This window comes from Lysinibacillus sp. FSL M8-0337, assembly GCF_038593855.1.
Taxonomy (GTDB): Bacteria; Bacillota; Bacilli; order Bacillales_A; family Planococcaceae; genus Lysinibacillus; species Lysinibacillus sphaericus_D.
In genome coordinates, this window is sequence record NZ_CP151996.1 from 740671 (window position 1) to 758264 (window position 17594).

Below are 17594 nucleotides of genomic sequence, written 5' to 3' on the forward strand. Positions count from 1 at the left end.
ACGTGAAAATTCAAAATAGGTATTTTTAAATTAATCTATATGTTGTGGTAGTGGCTGTTGGATCAATTTTATACATAAAATAATTATACTAATATAATTATAGAGATAGCGAAATTGAAACCAAAGAATTACGAATAGTTGTATAGTATATCCAATAATATGGATGAAATGTGATAGGAAAATTAAGTTCTAGATTTAAAAATAATTTAGGTTATACTATTTTTAACAAAGTAAATTGTTACTGGAGTGATAATAAATGGAAAACGTAAAATATCAACAGATGGTTTATAAAAATATGGATGAGAAATTTAAAAGCTGGAGTGAACTAAAGTATATTTCAGAGAAAGAAATCTATCATTTTTTGCATAGTTTAAAAGGGACGGCAGGTTCAATAGGGTTAGAAGAACTATCAATTACAGCTAGTGAAAAATTAGAACCTTTAACAGAAGCTAGCGAAAAAAAATGGAGTAAAGCTGAATGGACAAGTTATCTTTCTTCTTTAATTGAAGGCATTAGTTTCTATCAAACTAATATGACTGTTCAAACTGAAAGTAAACCGCTCCTTGCCTTCCCAGAGAATGCATTGAATCAAGAGTTTATTTTAGTTATTGATGACGATATTGTATTTATTAATTATCTTAAGAATGTATTAGAGAAAAAAGGTTATTCTGTTGTTATTGCTTATAACGGTAAACGTGGAATGGAGTTAATTTATGAATTAAAGCCAGCTATTGTCTTTTTAGATATCATGCTTCCGGATACAAATGGTTTTTCTATATTACAAAATATAAAAAAAATTAAAAAAGATCGTATGTTTGTAACTGTGATGAGCGCAAATGATTGTAAGGAAAATCGGGTGCGTGCTTATGATATGGGGGCATTAGATTTTATGCCTAAACCGATTGATGAAGAAATACTAGTATCCTATGTAACCAATCGTTTAGCTTATAAGAAGGAATTAGAGCATTCTATTATTATTGATGAATTAACACAAGTGTATAATCGTAAATTTTTAGAAAATCAGTTTGAAAAATTAATTCAACAATTTAATCGAAATCAAACTCCTTTTTCGGTTGCAATTTTAGATTTAGATTATTTTAAAAAAGTAAATGATACACATGGCCATCTAGTAGGCGATGAAGTTTTAAAAGGTTTTGCAGCATTAGTAATGAATTTAAAACGAGATACTGATATTTTCTGCCGTTATGGTGGTGAGGAGTTTGTAATGTTAATGCCTCAAACTTCTATACAAGATTCTTATGTATTAATAGAAAGACTCCGTAAATCGATGGAAAAAAAATATTTCACAGCAAACGGTGTTAAATTCAATGTAACCTTTTCAGCAGGATTGGTTGATGTTTCTGCAACTAACCTACATCCTAAAAAAATGTTAGAAGAGGCAGATCAAGCACTTTATAACGCGAAACAATCTGGAAGAAACCAGACAATGATATATGATAGTGTTGCAGAAGTTGTGAAAAAGAAAGTTAAAATAAAAATTATTATCATTGATGATGTTTTTATTATTCGTAATTTAATTGTAAATTATTTTAATAATTGGGGGCCAAACGAAAACTATGACATTGACGTTTTGGAGTTTAGTGATGGTGTTAGTTTCTTAAAATCTAATTGGTATAACTCAAATAGTAAATATATTATCTTGTTAGATGGTATGATGCCTAAAATGGATGGTATTGAAGTGCTAAAAACTATTAGAAAAAAATATTCATCCAATGACGTCATTGTGTCTATGTTAACAGGTAGAAAGGGTGAAGAGTACGTAGTAGATGCTCTAGAAAATGGGGCGGATGATTACATTGTCAAACCATTTAATATTACAGATGTATCGAATCGAATTCTCCGTTTAATCAATCGCTTATTTTAATAATAGATACTGAAAAGAGTGAGAGTATGAAAAGAATTTTAGTAGTCGATGATGAAGAAATTTTAAGAATGCTTATTTGTGATACATTGGAAGATACAGGGTATGATATGGACGAAGCAGAAGATGGTATAGAAGCTTTAAAAAAAATCAGTCAACAAACTTATGATTTAATAATATTAGATTACATGATGCCTAATTTATCAGGCATAGAAGTCATTGAAGAGCTACCTATGGAAGTTACACAAAAAACACCTATTCTTATGCTTACTGCCAAGGCACAAGAGTCAGACCGTCAAATAGCATTGGAGAAAGGTGCTAATTATTTTATGTCTAAGCCTTTTAGCCCGATTGAATTATTGGGTTTAGTTGAGGATATATTGAATGCATAAAAATTTTCCCTTATTAGAAAAGAATATTCGCAACCAATTCCTTAAGATGTTGATTAGTCTAACAATCATTTTTATCGTAATTGTGATTATTTTTATTCTATACATTAAGTCAACTAACCAGAGTCTAAAAGAAGAGAGAGAATCTGTTAGTGGAAAAGCGCAAATTGTGGATGGATTATCAGAAGCATTTAATGGAATTATTTTTAGAGCAAGAGGCTATTATGCTTTTCAAGATAAACATGAACTAGAGTTACTTCATGAAAATCTTGCTGAATTTGAAAAATATTTAAATCAGTTTGCTGAACTTCAACTTACTGATGAAGAAAAGGCATTATATAATGATTTAGTCGAATTTAATAAAAACTATAAATCTGTCATTCTCCCTCAAGCATTAAGTTATGTAGATGCTAATGATTATGAGGCATTAAGAAAACTATCAAGTAGCGGGACAAATGATCTGGTAAATAATTTTGTAAACTATACAAAAATGTACGAAAAAAAAACTGAAGTGGATTTAAATGAATTATTCTCACGAACTATTGAGAAAGCACAGCAGTTTACTTTAATATCCTTGCTGCTAGGCGCGCTTATTTTACTATTTGTGGCTATCATTATGCGCAGAGTGTTATTTAATGTGATTAAACCAATTGAACAATTAACAACAGCTACAAATGAAATAGCTTCTGGACGATTTATAGAACTTGGCGGTCTTGTTCAAAAAGAAGATGAACTAGGCATATTAGCAAACTCATTCTATAAAATGACACTTTCTATACAGGAAAAAGAGGAAGTTCTAACAACACAAAATGAGGAACTATTAGCACAGCAAGATGAATTACAAGGAAATCAAATTCAATTACAACAGTCATTAGATCATTTACAAAAATATAATCAACTGAATCATGTTTTAACGTTCACGTTGGATAAAAAACAACTATTAAAAAATCTACATGACTATTTGAACGATATTTATATGTTCGACACGAGTGTTCTCTATTTGTTAGAAGGAAATATATATGTGTCCAAAGGATTGACGGAACAAACAACGGAACAGCTTGTAGGAAATTTGAATAGGGATAAGCAAGTGCGGTTAGAAGAAGAAAAATTCTTTATTATTACACGCGAAATTGCCCCAAACAATCAGGATATTGCACAAGATTACTATCATTGCTATGACCTCTATTCATCTATTTTAAATTCAGATGGACACCTAGTAGCTATCTTAATGGCAACTCGAGAAGGAAACCATTTTACAAAGCAAGAGATAGATGAGTTGAATGGCTTAATGAACCGTGTATCAATTGCTTTTGAACGTATATTTATGTATGAAGAAGTCGAACGTTCCCGACAGCTTAATCAAAATATCATTGACACTGTAAACGAAGGAATTCAACTCGTCTCAATTACAGGAGATGTATTATTAATTAACAAAGCTTTATCACGAATAATTCGTTTTGAAAATATAATAAATAAGGATAATGTTTCACTAAATATTTGGTTGGAGCATTTTCAAAACCTATGTGATCAACCAGAAGAGTTGCTTACTTTTTTTAACGAGGCAATCATAGAAGATTTTTTAGATACGAGAACTTTCCGTTACTCCATTTCACAAAATACGCCTATATTTGTTGAAGTATATGCAACAAGTGTATATGAAGGCGGAGTAAAAATGGGAACTATGTTTGTTCATCGGGATATTACAAGAGAATATGAAATAGATCAAATGAAGTCTGAATTAGTAAGCACGGTTAGTCACGAATTACGTACGCCATTGTCTAGCGTTCTAGGATTTACAGAGCTTTTATTAACAAAAGAAGTAAAACCTGAGCGACAAAAGAGATACATCGAAACTATACATAAGGAAGCGGTTCGTTTAACTAACCTTATTAACGATTTCTTAGATTTACAGAGAATGGAATCAGGTAGACAACAATATAATATGCAACAATTATCAATAGACGAATTATCAATTGAAATTGTTAATCGTTTCCGTCATGAACAAAAACACCATGTCCATTTAATTGATAAAGCAAAACAAGTAAATGTAAATGGTGATCAAGAAAGACTAATTCAGGTGTTTATTAACCTCATTGGGAATGCTATTAAGTTTTCACCTTCTGGTGGAGATGTAATTATTACGCTAGAAAATAGAAATAATATGGTACAAGTTAGTATAGAAGATCAAGGAATCGGTATTCCTAAACATGAAATCTCAAAACTGTTCCAAAAATTTAAGCGCATTGATAATACCACAAGACGGAAAATTGGTGGTACTGGATTAGGATTATCTATTAGTAGAGAAATAATTAAGAAACATGGTGGGGATATTTGGATAGAATCCGAAGAAGGAAAAGGTACAACAGTTTCCTTTAATTTACCACTTATACAAAGGCAATTTGAATCTAATTTAGAAGATAATGAGTTTAATAATCAAACAGGATTAAATGTTTTGATTATAGAGGATGACTTAAGCCTTGCTTTACTTTTATCAGAAGAACTTAAAAGTAGAGGATTTACTGTTATTTATCACGATAATCCTAAAAGAGCTTATGAAGAAGCGCTTCAGACACCACTTGTTGGAATCATTATTGATTTAATGCTTGGAGATGAAAAAAACGGTTGGGACTTAATAAGACAATTAAGAGATACCGAAGAAACTTGTAATATACCAATCCTAATTTCATCTGCGCTAGATGAATCAAAAGAAGATGTGGCAAGATATAAAATAGATAAGTATTTAACTAAACCGTATCCTCCAGAAGAACTGTCTAAAGCACTTTTATCAATCTTATCTAAACCAAGTATAGATAAGGGGAAAATGTAACAAATCGTGGTACTGATAAAGAAGCGTATAATAATACTACGAAAGAAAAAATTCGCCGAAAGCATCAATACAGTAGCAAAAGAAATGTGCTATAGCCAGCTAATAATTCAATGAATGGATTTAGTATTTAACAGTAAACTCCCCCGTCAAAGTAGACATGAGTCTAACCTTTTACGGGGTAGTTTCATTTATAAAGACTGGACTGTAATATGGATGTTAAGAGATAATTCTTCCTTTACTAAAGGGGATACATAAAGGGGTACCATAAATAGGGTCGTTTGTCATTTGACAATCTAAATCGAATACATGTTTTACTAATGAAGTTGTCATAATTTCTTCAGGTTTACCTTCTTGAAAGACGCCCCGATCTCGAACGGTAATAATATGATCCGCATACCGGCAGGCTAAGTTAATATCATGTAGAACCATAATAATCGTTCGGTTTTGCTGATGATTTAATTCAAATAATAAATCTAAAACTTCTATTTGATGTGTAAGATCTAAATAAGTAGTTGGTTCATCTAAAAGAATAATATCTGTATCCTGTGCAAGTGTCATGGCAATCCAAGCACGCTGCCGTTGACCACCTGAAAGTTCATCAACCGGTTTATCTTGTAAATGTTCAATGCCTGTTGCATTTAAGGCGTTGGATACGACTTCCTCATCTTTTTCTGTCCATTGTTTTCGCCAGCTTTGATGAGGATAACGCCCTTGTTTGACAAGCTGTAAGACTGTTAACCCTTCAGGTGCTACAGGTGACTGCGGAAGAATCGAAAGTTTTTTGGCAACTTGTTTTGTGGATAATTTAAAAAGATCTTGTCCATCTAATAATACAGAGCCTTGCTTTGGTTTTAACAATCGAGCAATGGAGCGTAAAAGTGTAGATTTTCCGCAACCATTGGCGCCAATTAGTACGGTGATTTCATTCATAGGAATAGATAAAGTTAGATTTTCAATGATAGTAGCATCACCATAATTTAGTGTAAGTGATTTCGTTTCTAAAGTTTCCGTCATGCAGTTTGACTCCTTTATTTTTTAGTGTTTCTCAATAATAAATAGATAAAATAAGGAGCACCAATGGCAGCTGTAAAGACGCCCGCTGGCACTTCTAAAGGACTAAATACAGTTCGTCCAATAATATCTGCAACCATTACTAATAAAGCACCGATGAAAGCAGATGTTGGAATCAATACACCAAATGATGGACCTACAATACGTCTGGCAATATGGGGGGCTATTAAGCCAACAAAGCCTATAGCTCCTGCAAATGCGATAGCACTAGCTACCAGACTTGCGCTCAAGAGTAATAAAAAGAGACGTGTTTTTTGAATCGTTTGACCTAAGCTTGCTGCTGTATCATCACCCAGTTCTTGCACATTTAACTGTCGAGTAATAAAAACTGTAATAAATAGAAGTAAAATAATTAAAGGTACTATTATTTGTACTTGGTTCCAATCTGCGCTTTTGACACTTCCGGTAATCCACTTATTGGCTTCACTAGCTTGATAAATAGGGCCGATAATCATCAACATCGTCGTAATGGCCTGCATAAATGCCGAGACAGCAATCCCAATTAGTACAAGTCGGTTTGGTGTTACCCCATCTTTCCAAGCAAATATGTAAACAATTAATGCCACAACCGTTGCGCCGATAAACCCTGCTAGTGGTAGCCATTCAATACTAACTGTTAATGAATGATTTGAATCACTAAATAAGGCTAAAAAACCTACGACTGCAGCTCCACCACCAGCAGAAATACCGATAATATCAGGTGAAGCAAGTGGGTTTTTAATAATCCCTTGTAAAATAGCACCTGCCACTGCTAATGCTATACCTGCAAACGCCGCAATAAAAATTCTTGGTAGTCGGAAGTCAATTATAATTAACTGATCGAATTCAGAACCTTGACCTATTATGGCTTGTATTACCTTTAACGGATTGATAAAAGAATCCCCAAATGAAGCACTAAAGAAAAAAGTAAACAATGCTATAAGGCTAATAATGGTTAGTTTTTTAGAAGCACTTACATCTAGTAAAAAGGATATTTTATTTTGTAGTAAACGTACTGTTTTTAACTGTTTCATTTTTTTCCACCTTTTCGCGCAAGGTAAATAAAGAACGGTGTGCCAATCATCGCGGTCATTACCCCAACTGGCACTTCCTGAGGCATAATAATATAGCGTGCTGACACATCGGCTAACAGTAAAAGAATTCCGCCTAGTATAGCAGCCATCGGAATAAGCCAACGGTGATCTGTACCAACAAATTTGCGCGCAAAATGGGGTACTACAATACCAACAAATCCTATTGGACCAGCTATTGCAACTGAACTACCTGCTAATAAAATAACAATAATACCGACCGTTAATTTCATCAGTCCAAGTGGCAATCCAAGACCTCTCGCTATGTCATCCCCAAGAGCAAGAATATTCATTCTCGAAGAGATAAACAATGCGGCAAGCCATCCAATCACTAAATATGGTAGAACAGATAATAAAATTTCTAATTTTCTCCCTTGTACAGACCCAGCTAACCAAAACAATACTTGCTCTAGTTCTGCTTCATTTGTTGCGAGTAAACCTTGTGTAAAAGAAGCAAAAAGAGCACTGATTGCGGCACCAGCTAAAGTTATTTTTACTGGCGTTACAGCCTCTCGACCAGATGAACTAATGCCATAAACAGCTAGAGCAGCAAGTGTTGCACCTAAGAAGGCAATCCATGCGAACGATTGTAAACTTGAAGTGTGGAAGAAAATCATGGCAAATACGACTGCAAAACCAGCACCCGTATTAATTCCTAAAATTCCGGGCGATGCTAATGGATTTTTCGTTAATGTCTGCATAAGCACGCCTGTAATAGCTAAAGAAGCCCCTACACATGTAGCAATTAAAGCTCTAGGAATGCGAACATTTTGAATAATAATATGCTCGTTCGAATGATTAAAATTGGTAAAGGATTCAATAGTTGTTTGAATGGAAGTATCTACATAGCCATATACAATACTTATCCCCATACAAATGACTAAGAGTAGCGTTCCTATTATTAACGCCACAGATTTTGAAAAATTGTTATTGAAAATCATAAATTTATACTCTTTCTTTTCTGTAGAATGTACGTGCATTTTAGTAAAAACGTATTGACAGTAATAAATTCTTACCATATGATTGATTTCGTTCTGTTAAATAAAAATGATTATCATTATCATTAACAACAAACATTCTATCACATACAATGGGGGAAAAGAAGATGCAAAAAGCATTTTATAAGTTACTAGTTTTGCTAGCTGTAATGGCTATTTTTGTTCTTGCGGCTTGTGGCAATTCGAAAGACAATGAGAAAGAAGAAAGTGCAAAAGAAAGCAATTCATACAGTGTGGACCATGCAATGGGGACGACAGAGGTAAAAGATACACCAAAACGTATTGTTGTATTAACAAATGAAGGAACAGAAGCTTTATTAGCTTTAGGAATTAAACCAGTAGGGGCAGTTCAGTCTTGGTCGGGTGATCCATGGTATGACCATATTAAGGATCAAATGGAAGGTGTAGAAGTAGTTGGTGTCGAACATGAAATTAACATTGAAAAAATTGCTTCTTTAAAACCTGATTTAATTATTGGGAATAAATTAAGACAAGAAAAAGATTATGCGAAACTAAGCAAAATTGCTCCAACCATTTTTTCAGAAACATTACGTGGTGATTGGCAAGAGAACTTTAAATTATATGCAAAAGCAGTAAACCAAGAAGCAAAAGGTGAAGAAGTACTAACTGCTTACGAAGATAAATTACAAGCACTTAAAGAAAAATTAGGTGACCAAACGAATAAAGAAATTTCATTCGTACGTTTTATGGCAGATAAATCTCGCATTTATTATACGGATTCTTTTTCCGGCGTAATTTTCGATGCTTTAGGATTTAAACGAGTGCCAGCGCAAACAGACTTATTTAAAGATAATGCAAAATTAGGGAAATTGGCGATTGATGTAGGTAAGGAAGCAATTCCTCAAATGGATGGTGATGTTATTTTCTACTTTACTTATATGCCAACTGGTGATGATGCAGCATTAGCAACAGAACAAGAATGGACACAAGACCCACTATGGAAAAACTTAACGGCTGTCCAAAGCGGCAATGCTCACAAAGTGGATGATGTTATTTGGAATACAGCTGGAGGTATATTAGCTGCCAATATGATGTTGGATCAAGTGGAAGGCTTTTTTGTGAAATAATTAAACGAATGATTAAGAAGCGCGATACAAGCAATGATTGTATCGCGCTTTTGTTTTATTATCGCGGGTATCTTCGCTCAAATCGCGGGTAAAGTTGAATAAATCGCGGGTAAGCCATGTTATATCGCGGGTAAAGCTGTACCAATCGCGGATAAAACCCCAGCACTTCATTAATTAAATTGCATTTTCCGATAAACGCCCAATTGAACATAAAATTTTCCTTCTCATATGATGAGAAAATGGAGAATCGTTTAAAGGGGGGGAAATCATGCATTGGATCACCATTATTTTTATTGGTATAGCAGCCAATCTAGATAATTTGGGGATTGGTTTGGCTTATGGTGTTAAGCGAGTGAAGATTCCCATCTTATCGAATGCAGTAATTGCTGTTATGTCAATGACTGTCACTTTTGTGGCAGTAACGGCTGGTAGTACAGTAATAGAATATATTTCGCCACATACAGCCAATCTTTTAGGGAGCCTTCTGTTGTGTATAATTGGGATATTTACACTTTTCTCTAATCGTTTTTCCAAGCATAGCATTGCAAAAAATCCTGAAGTATTTGACGAAGATAAAAATCATATTATTTCAATGAGAGAGGCAATGACACTTGGATTTGTGTTATCGGCAAACTGTTTAGCAGGCGGAATTGCTATTGGCGCTAATGGTATATCCGCAATTTGGACGGTCATCTCGATAGGCACATTTTCTTTTATCACAGTAGGTATAGGAAGTCATTTTGGTGTCCTACTAAGTAAAACATTTATAGGAAAGTACTCTACAGCGATATCAGGATGGTTGTTAATTATCATTGGGGTTTTTGAAGTTTTTGCTAAATAATGAAAATGAAAGGATATTACTGTTTATTACAGTAGTATTCTTTTTTTAAAAGGAAATTTTGACATATTAAAGACGTTTTGTGATTGTTAGTTGACATACCTTGGTAGCAAAGATTATCCTTTGGTTAGATAGTGTAATTGAGAATTATTTTCGTTTACATTTTCATAATATTGATTTCATGGAAATATTGAGAATATTATTCACATCAATTATAATGATTAATGGAAAATGGATAAAAATTTTCCATAATAATTAGAGGAGGCGTGCAACACATGAAGAAAATAATGATGTTGGTCATGCTAGTTAGTATGGTGATTTTTAATTTAGCATTACCACATGCATCTGCTCAACTTGCTGATGGTACTTATTCTGTAAAATATCAGGTCAATAAACCAGATAGTAACTCTGCATCAATAGCAAACGATTATTTCGTAAAGCCTGCAACGGTGACAGTAAAAGGTGGCACAGCTACTGTACAACTTACATTGAAAAATAGTGCTTGGATTACGAAATTTCAACCACCAGGAGGAGCTTCGGTTGTTAGCGAAGATAAGGCAGCTGATACACGTGTTGTACAATTCACAGTGAAAGATTTATCAAAGCCAGTTGTAACATCTATGAAAATTGATATCGATGATATTAATTATCACCATGAATATAGCGTTTCCCTAGTATTTGATGCACCTGCAACAGGAAGTTCAGCAGCTACAGCAGCAACAAATGATACGAAAACGCCAACAACATCTGGAAGTCAAGTGCCTAATCCACAAACAAGCGATGCGACGCCCTATTTATTACTTGTTGCATTTGCAGGATCAGCATTTTTACTTTATAGAACAAAAAACAAAACAAAAATGGAGGGTCATTAATGACTAAAAAACGTCAATCTCGCGCAACAAAAATCGTACTTGCCTCATTATTAGCAGCATCACTTTCAGTACCATCATTTGCATCAGCAAAGGTAGCTGACACAACAACAATAGTTACTACAGATGTGAAAGTGGAAGAAAAAGCAGAAACAGCTGAAGGAACAGCTGTAAAGTTCCAAACATTTAAACCAGGTACAGATGAAGCTGGATACATGGATAAATACTTTACAGGTACAGGCTTACTTATCGAAAAAGATGGTACATACACAGTGAAACTAACAGTTCCAGCTCAATTTGCTACAACAATCACTGGTTTCCAAGTAAAACAAGGCGATAAATATGTTGATGCAACATTTGAAAAGCAACAAGATGGTTCAAGCATCGTGTCATTCCCAGTAGATCCAAAAGTAAAAACTGCAGCAAAAGTACACGTAGTTGTTCCAGCTCCAGCTAACATGGATAAATGGTATGAATTCGATTTCCAACCAGTAACAGCAGAAGAAGTAAAGCCAGTTGATGAAGTAAAAGAAGAGCAACCTGTAAAAGAAGAAACAACAACAGTTACAGATGAAAATGAAGACGTAAATGTTTATGAAGGTACTGTAACAGTTTATAAAAATGGCACTAAAGAAGAATCTATTATGAAAGACTATATTAGTCCAACTGTAGCAGTTGGTGATGCAGATGGCACATATGTAGTCGGCATGCATTTCCCTAAAGGTCAGTATGTTCAATCATTTAAAGTAGATGGTAAGGACGCTGTATTAGCAGAGGAAGATAAAGAAACAAATGAACGTATTTATACTTTCGAAGTAAAAGATTTAAAAGCACTTACAAACGCTGAAATTCATATTATCGTAGATGAGCCTAAAGCAGGCGTAAAATATGATTCTGTTCATACTGTACAATTTAGCTTTGATGTAGATTTAAGTAAACCAGTTACAGATACTGAAGAAACAACAATTGAAAATCCATTTAAAGATATCGATGATAACGAAAATAAAGAAGCAATCCTTAACTTACTAGCTTATGAGATTATCATGCCACAAGATAAATTCAATCCAAATAACAATTTAACACGTGCACAATTTGCATTAATGATTGCACGTACTTTAGAATTAGAAGCTACTGAAGTTGCTGGCTTCCAAGATATTAAAGGAATTGAAGCGGAACAAGCGATTAACGCGCTAGCTGAATATGGTATTGTTGAAGCTCGCGATAAATTCAATCCAAATGGCATTTTAACTCGTCAACAAGGTGCGCTAATGATTTACCGTGCTATCCAAGCAGTAACAGAAGGCGACTTAAATGTTGAAATTTCATTACCATATGCGGATCAAGCGACAATTGCAAATGATGAAGCGAAAGAAGCATTCTCATTACTTTACAAAGAAGGCATTATGACTGGATCTGTTGCGAAAGATGGTAAAACATACATCAATGCAAACAAACCATTAACACGTGGTCAAATGGCAAAAATTTTAAATAACTCTTTAGAATTCTTCTACGAATTTGAAGAATAATAAGGTTTAACAATAGCAACTTCCTTTCTCACATAAATGAGGAAGGAAGTTACTGTTGCTTTTAGAGAAATAGGGGGAATTTTCATGAAAACATGCAAAAGAAAAGTCATCGTATTACTAGCACTTAGTGCAATGTTTTTCTTATTTGCCCCTCATTTTAATTGGCTGTATGTGCAAGCTGAAGAAGATAGTTCACTAGGAAATGGAAGCTATCAAGTTGAACTAAGTTTTTCAACTCACGATGGAATAGAACAAAACCGATTTTTTAATGAAGAAGCTACACTGGACATGAATAATGGTCAATATACATTGTCTTTGACAATCAATCATCCATATACTTTACAAGATATACATATTGAACAACCTGAAAAATCGCTTTCTACTATTTTAACGTGGACTGAAAATTTAGTTCAGTTTGATGTGAAAGACTTAAAAGAACCAATTCGAATAAAGGGTTTAGTGGCTTCTGAATTAGAAAAGGAAAGTCGTCCGTTTGCACAATCGTTTCAGATAAGAGTGAAAGCGCCAAGTGAAGGGATTGAACAGAATACTGAAATCGCAGAAAGTGCGCCTGAAAATGAATGGTCAATGGACTACATATTGTATGTCGATGGAAAAAAAGAACCATCGATTATGAATACGTATGTCAATCCAGTGGCTAAAATAATAGAAAAAAACGGCAGCTATTATGCTCAGATGACGATTTTAAAATCATCGTGGGTAACGAGCTTAACCGTTGAACAACAAGGTGAGCAAGTAGCACCAACACTTGTCTCTATAAATGACAATGAGCGAATTGTCGAATTTGCAGTAGTTGATTTCCAACGCCCACTTCGGATGTGGGTACAAGTAGATATTCCAGAGATAGCATATCATCATCAATATTTTGTTGATTTACAATTTGATGAACAACAAGTGGCTCAAATTGTCGGGAAGCCTATAGAAGCAGTACCTCCTAAGCAAAACGTGATGGTGAAGTCTCCTGCTATTGCTACTGAAAAATTAGAGAAACCTTTAAAGAAGAATGCAGTTGAACCTACAACTAAGCCCAACTTGCTATCACTTCCTCCAGTTCAGCCAACTGACACAGCAATGGCAGAAGAACAGTTAGCTTTTGATCGAACACTTGATGAAAATGCGGAGGAAGCAGTTGAAGAACCTGCTGGAATTGAACAGGAACAGCAAGCAAAAACTGAGCAAGCAAAGAACAAAATGGCAGTAAATCAGCAACTTGCGCAGCTAGATAAAGTAAAAATTGTATTGCTTGTGCTTATTTGTGTTTTATCGGGTTGGTTAGTCGTTCGTCGCATAAGAAATTCAAAAAAAGACTGAGATAAGTAGGAGATGACGATATGTGCAAAATAAAAAAGAACTGGTTGGCATTACTAGCACTGATGACCGTATTTTTAATCGCTGGCTGTAGCAGTGGAAGCGATCAAGCAAACAATGAAGCTTCCACTGAAAAGGTTGAAGTATCGACGGACACAACTGCAAAAAGCGAAAATCGTATTATTGCTGGCACAGTTGTAATAGCTGAAATTTTAGATAAGCTAGAGTTGGATGCGATTGCTGTACCGACGACTGAAAAAAAATTAGCAGAACGCTTTAAAGGTCTGCCTACTATTGGCAATGCGATGGAGCCTGATATGGAAATTGTTAAATCATTGAACCCTACGGATGTATTATCAGTGTCAACATTAGAATACGATTTACAAGATAAATTCGAGCAACTGAAAATACCTGTACATTTTTTAAATTTCCAAAGTGTAGATGCGATGATGGCGGAAATTAAAACGCTAGGAGAGCGCTATGATCGTACGGTTCAAGCTGACCAATTAGTGTCGGGGCTACAAAAAAATATTGATGCCGTCCAAACGGTCGCTGCTAATAAGGAAGGACCTCGTGTTTTAATTTTACTTGGTATTCCAGGTAGTTACTTAGTGGCTACAGAAAATTCTTATGCAGGTGACCTAGTTAAACGGGCTGGTGGAATAAATGTTATGGAAGGGCAAGAGGCAGAGTATTTATCATCCAATACAGAGTACTTGCACAATAGCAATCCTGATATTATTTTACGCCTTTCACACGGTATGCCTGATGAAGTAGTTAAAATGTTTGATGAAGAATTTAAAACAAATGATATTTGGAAGCATTTTGAAGCAGTGAAAAATGACAAAGTGTATGATTTAGAAGAAGAATTATTTGGCACTACAGCTTCCTTACAAGTACCGCAAGCGTTAGGACAGCTAATGGAAATTTTCTATCGTTAATATGTATTTGAAATTGTCGCTCGTATAGCAAGAATCTTGCCGTAGGGCGCTTTTCTTATATTTCTAGTAGCCTTATCGTTTTATGATAACAGCTTACAAATCTTTCATCGCACAATAGATACACAAATACTAGCGGAATAAAGGAAGTCCGATATGACGAAAAAAATAATAAGCTTTTCAATTGTAATAGTGTTGTTGCTAGTTTCAATGGTTTATTCAGCAACGACGGGTAGTATTAAAATGGGCTTTTTTGAATTTATAGGGGCATTGTTTGAAGAAGGGAATAGCCAGATGGAGGCAATTCGTGATTTACGCTTTCCTCGTATTCTTGTCGCTTTATTTGCTGGAGCTGCGCTTTCGGTTTCGGGGGTACTATTGCAATCTGTTATGCGTAATCCGCTAGCAGACGCGGGCGTTATTGGTATTTCTTCAGGGGCAGCTTTTGTTCAATTATTTATTATCTCATTTTTCCCAGCGTTATTTTTTATGACACCAGTATTAGCGTTTATAGGTGGGGCATTTGCTTGTGCACTAGTGTTTGCCTTGTCATGGAAATCGGGTTTAAGTCCACTAAAATTGATTTTAGTAGGGATTGCTATTAATGCGATGTTTACTGGTTTGACAGAAGCATTTTTAAGCCTTGGGGGCTCACTAAATACATCTGCTACTAGTGTGGTTGGATCAAATTTAACGATGCGCACATGGAAAGATGTGTCGACCATTGCGACATATGGAGCAATAGGTTTAGTTGCAGCATTTGCGTTATATAGCTGGTGTAATCTACTTGTTTTACAAGATAAAACGGCAAAAAGTCTAGGCTTTAATGTGGCACGTGCCCGTTTAATAATTGCCGCTGTTGCTGTATTATTATCAGCTGTGTCAGTTGTTGTAGCAGGTGTTATTTCATTTGTTGGTTTATTAGTCCCACATATTGCACGACGTTTGGTTGGTCATGACCATCGAGTACTTATACCATTTACCGCACTAGCAGGAGCCTTATTAATTTTAGTAGCTGATACAATCGGTCGAACAATAGTGGCGCCCATTGAAATTCCTGCTTCAACCATTATGGCAATTATCGGTGGGCCATTCTTAATATTCCTATTACGAAAAGAGTGAAGAAATATGGAAATACAAGATATTATCGTTTCCCATGATAATACACGCAATCATTTAGATGGTGTCTCAACGCAGATTCAAAAAGGTAAAATTACGACGATTATTGGTCCAAATGGCTGTGGGAAGTCGACTTTACTTAGTGTAATGTCTCGCAATCATATGCCGAAATCAGGGAATGTTTCTTTGGAAAATAAGGATTTAGTCCAGTATAAGCCTAAAGAGTTTGCTAAAAAGCTTGCGATTGTTTATCAACAAAATGATGTACCGAAAGATTTAACGATTGAAAAGTTAGTGAGTTTTGGGCGTCTGCCACATCATACAATATTAAAACGCAATGACGAGGATGATAAGAAAGCGATTGATTGGGCTTTGTCTTGTACGAATTTACTAGAAAAACGAGACAATGATTTAGTGGCTTTATCTGGCGGGGAAAGACAGCGCGTATGGATTGCAATGGCATTAGCTCAACAATCTGAAATATTGTGTTTGGATGAGCCGACGACGTACTTAGATATTTATTATCAAATGGAGCTATTAGAACTAGTAAAAGCTTTAAATAAGGATTATGGTCTAACAATTGTTATGGTGCTTCATGATATTAATCAGGCGATTCGCTATAGTGATCATATTATTTTGATGAAGGATGGACATATTATGGCAGAGGGAGCCCCACGTAATGTCATTACAAAGGAAGTCATAAAAGAAGTATATGGTGTTGAAGCAATCTTCAATGAGGATGAACAGCTTGGCCTTTATATGGTACCAGTAGGTATTTAAGTTGGTGGAACGATGAAAAAATGGACATCTAAACTATTAACAGTTATATATATTGCAATATTTTTATATTCTGGTTTTACTCTTGTAAAGTATCTCTACACCTATTATGAGTCTTCAAAGTCTTTAAAGGAAGTACAAATGCTATATGCCGAAACGTTGGCAACTATCCAAGAAGAAGATGATAAGGCAAACACGACTGAGGAAATAAAATCAAACTATACGATAAGACCTCAATTTCACGATTTATTAGCTGTAAATAAGCGCATTGTAGGTTGGATTGCTATAGATGATACAAAGCTCAACAATCCCATTTTACAAGCGGAAGATAATGATTTTTTTCTAACACATAATTTTAAAAATCGTGAAAGTCGTGCAGGTAGCATCTTTATGGACTATCGTAATGATGCACTCGATATTAGCCGCAATACTATTTTGTATGGTCATGCCATGAAAGATGGGACGATGTTTGGTAGTTTGAAAAATTACTTAAAACAAGACTATGCGGATGCACATCGTACAATTTATCTGGATACCTTATATGAAGGTTATGATGTGGAAGTATTTGCAGCTTATGAAACAACCATTGATTTTTATTATATTGAAACTGAATTTAAGTCAGATAAGGATTTTATTCAATTTATTGGGGAAGTTCAAAAGCGCTCTGAAATTGATTTGAATGTAGCTGTTGGACCAGATGATAAAATTGTAACGCTGTCTACATGTAAAGATTCTGTCATGAGTGATGACCATCGATTTGTTGTGCAAGGGAAATTGGTCAAACGGTAACTTGCTTCAGCAAGAAGTCCGCTACATCGACAAATTGGAAAAACAAGAACGATGTCGAAAATAATGAAAATAAATTACTTGACG

General features: G+C 34.8%; 15 protein-coding genes. 12 read left to right on the plus strand and 3 right to left on the minus strand.

The features are described 5' to 3' along the window. Positions 1–256 precede the first annotated feature (256 nt). From MKY08_RS03340 to MKY08_RS03350, 3 genes are read left to right on the plus strand one after another with little or no spacing between them, the layout of a single operon-like run. Positions 257–1885, plus strand: a complete 1629-nt coding sequence (locus MKY08_RS03340) for a diguanylate cyclase (RefSeq protein WP_069510535.1) — start codon at positions 257–259, stop codon at positions 1883–1885. 26 nt (positions 1886–1911) lie between these two features. Beyond that, positions 1912–2274 (plus strand): response regulator, encoded by a 363-nt coding sequence (locus MKY08_RS03345; protein WP_069510527.1) that lies wholly within the window; start codon positions 1912–1914, stop codon positions 2272–2274. Beyond that, complete coding sequence (locus tag MKY08_RS03350; protein ID WP_069510525.1) at positions 2267–5098, plus strand: ATP-binding protein; 2832 nt, start codon at positions 2267–2269, stop codon at positions 5096–5098. The genes MKY08_RS03345 and MKY08_RS03350 overlap by 8 nt, the downstream gene beginning before the upstream one ends. A gap of 216 nt (positions 5099–5314) precedes the next feature. On the opposite strand, the gene MKY08_RS03355 is transcribed toward MKY08_RS03350, so the two are convergent. The 3 genes from MKY08_RS03355 to MKY08_RS03365 are packed head-to-tail and all read right to left on the minus strand — an operon-like array spanning position 5315 to position 8180. Further along, a complete protein-coding gene (locus tag MKY08_RS03355; RefSeq protein ID WP_069510523.1) occupies positions 5315–6112 on the minus strand; it encodes an ABC transporter ATP-binding protein in 798 nt (265 codons plus the stop codon). A 14-nt stretch (positions 6113–6126) separates the two neighbouring features. Beyond that, positions 6127–7182, minus strand: coding sequence for an iron ABC transporter permease (locus MKY08_RS03360; RefSeq protein WP_069510521.1), 1056 nt, complete (start codon positions 7180–7182; stop codon positions 6127–6129). Further along, positions 7179–8180 carry an iron ABC transporter permease gene (locus MKY08_RS03365; protein WP_069510519.1) on the minus strand — a complete coding sequence of 334 codons (1002 nt, stop codon included), beginning with the start codon at positions 8178–8180 and terminating at the stop codon, positions 7179–7181. Before MKY08_RS03365 ends, MKY08_RS03360 begins: the two co-directional genes overlap by 4 nt. 164 nt (positions 8181–8344) lie before the next feature. Between MKY08_RS03365 and MKY08_RS03370 the strand changes: the two genes are divergently transcribed. The 9 genes from MKY08_RS03370 (at position 8345) to srtB (ending at position 17510) form a co-directional block, all read left to right on the plus strand. Further along, entirely contained in the window at positions 8345–9325 is a 981-nt protein-coding gene (locus MKY08_RS03370; protein WP_081327901.1) for an iron-siderophore ABC transporter substrate-binding protein, read from the plus strand. A 268-nt stretch (positions 9326–9593) separates the two neighbouring features. Continuing rightward, positions 9594–10166 carry a manganese efflux pump gene (locus MKY08_RS03375; RefSeq protein WP_069510515.1) on the plus strand — a complete coding sequence of 191 codons (573 nt, stop codon included), beginning with the start codon at positions 9594–9596 and terminating at the stop codon, positions 10164–10166. Positions 10167–10438: 272 nt separating this feature from the next. Further along, complete coding sequence (gene isdC / locus MKY08_RS03380) at positions 10439–11035, plus strand: heme uptake protein IsdC (protein ID WP_069510513.1); 597 nt, start codon at positions 10439–10441, stop codon at positions 11033–11035. Beyond that, the gene (locus tag MKY08_RS03385; protein WP_069510511.1) at positions 11035–12558 is read left to right on the plus strand and encodes an NEAT domain-containing protein; all 1524 of its coding nucleotides are present in this window, start codon (positions 11035–11037) and stop codon (positions 12556–12558) included. The genes isdC and MKY08_RS03385 overlap by 1 nt, the downstream gene beginning before the upstream one ends. Positions 12559–12642: 84 nt before the next feature. Then, entirely contained in the window at positions 12643–13890 is a 1248-nt protein-coding gene (locus MKY08_RS03390; protein ID WP_176723152.1) for an NEAT domain-containing protein, read from the plus strand. 20 nt (positions 13891–13910) lie between these two features. Continuing rightward, positions 13911–14828 (plus strand): heme ABC transporter substrate-binding protein IsdE, encoded by a 918-nt coding sequence (gene isdE / locus MKY08_RS03395; protein ID WP_069510509.1) that lies wholly within the window; start codon positions 13911–13913, stop codon positions 14826–14828. A 153-nt stretch (positions 14829–14981) separates the two neighbouring features. Beyond that, a complete protein-coding gene (locus MKY08_RS03400) occupies positions 14982–15947 on the plus strand; it encodes an iron ABC transporter permease (RefSeq protein WP_069510507.1) in 966 nt (321 codons plus the stop codon). A 6-nt stretch (positions 15948–15953) separates the two neighbouring features. Then, on the plus strand, positions 15954–16724 hold the full coding sequence (locus MKY08_RS03405) for an ABC transporter ATP-binding protein (RefSeq protein ID WP_069510505.1): 771 nt from the start codon (positions 15954–15956) through the stop codon (positions 16722–16724). Positions 16725–16736: 12 nt separating this feature from the next. Beyond that, the gene (srtB, locus tag MKY08_RS03410; protein ID WP_069510497.1) at positions 16737–17510 is read left to right on the plus strand and encodes a class B sortase; all 774 of its coding nucleotides are present in this window, start codon (positions 16737–16739) and stop codon (positions 17508–17510) included. The last annotated feature ends 84 nt before the right edge of the window (positions 17511–17594 follow it).